General features: G+C 66.5%; 1 protein-coding gene and 1 pseudogene. Both read left to right on the top strand.

The window, feature by feature from the left end; genetic code table 11:
* The first annotated feature begins 12 nt into the window (after positions 1-12).
* Positions 13-798, top strand: a complete 786-nt coding sequence (locus tag ACH4KB_RS37925) for an electron transfer flavoprotein subunit beta/FixA family protein (RefSeq protein WP_398071645.1) — start codon at positions 13-15, stop codon at positions 796-798.
* A 60-nt stretch (positions 799-858) separates the two neighbouring features.
* Positions 859-1,106, top strand: a pseudogene (locus ACH4KB_RS37920) (electron transfer flavoprotein subunit alpha/FixB family protein); the annotation flags it as partial.

Here is a 1,106-nt window from a genome sequence, read left to right as displayed (position 1 = left end):
AGGAGAGCCGGCGTGAGCTTGAGGATCGTTGTCTGTGTGAAGTACGTGCCCGACGCGACCGGTGACCGGCGTTTCGCCGATGACCTGACGCTGGATCGTGAGGATGTCGACGGTCTGTTGTCGGAGCTGGACGAGTACGCGGTCGAGCAGGCGTTGCAGATCGCTGACGGGGCGGACGATGCGGAGATCACCGTGGTGACGGTGGGTCCGGAGGATGCCAAGGACGCGTTGCGCAAGGCGTTGTCGATGGGTGCGGACAAGGCGGTTCACGTCGAGGACGACGATCTGCACGGCAGTGATGTGATGGGTACGTCGCTGGTGCTGGCGAAGGCTGTGGAGAAGGCCGGGTATGACCTGGTGGTCTGTGGGATGGCTTCCACGGACGGTGTGATGGGTGTGCTGCCGGCTCTGCTGGCGGAGCGTCTGGGTGTGCCGCAGGTGACGCTGCTGTCGGAGGTCGCGGTGGACGGTGGTGTGGTGACCGGGCGTCGTGACGGTGACACCGCGTCCGAGCAGCTTCGGGCGTCGCTCCCTGCGGTGGTGTCGGTGACCGACCAGTCCGGTGAGGCCCGTTACCCGTCGTTCAAGGGGATCATGGCGGCGAAGAAGAAGCCGGTCGAGTCCTGGGATCTGGATGATCTGGGGCTGGAGGCGGACGAGGTGGGTCTGGCGGGTGCGTGGACGGCGGTCGATTCGGCCACGGAGCGTCCGGCGCGGACGGCGGGCACGATCGTGAAGGACGAGGGTGAGGGCGGCAGGCAGCTCGCCGAGTTCCTCGTGGGCCAGAAGTTCATCTAGTCCGCATGTCCTTTCCCGCTGTTCCTCTCTCTCGTCATTTCTCGTCTGGAGTGCGTTGTCATGGCTGAAGTTCTTGTTCTGGTCGATCACGTGGACGGTGCGGTCCGCAAGCCCACCCTGGAGCTGTTGACGCTGGCCCGCCGTATCGGTGATCCGGTCGCGGTGGCGCTGGGTGCCGGTGCCGGGGCCACCGCCCCGGTGCTGGGTGAGCACGGTGCGGTGAGGGTGCTGACCGCGGATGCCCCGGAGTTCGCGGACTACCTGGTGGTGCCGAAGGTCGACGCGTTGCAGGCCGCGTTCGACGCGGT

This window comes from Streptomyces sp. NPDC017520 (assembly GCF_044329855.1).
Taxonomy (GTDB): Bacteria; Actinomycetota; Actinomycetes; order Streptomycetales; family Streptomycetaceae; genus Streptomyces.
The sequence above is the reverse complement of the archived record's forward strand: the minus strand, read 5'-3'. Positions and strand labels throughout refer to the sequence as shown.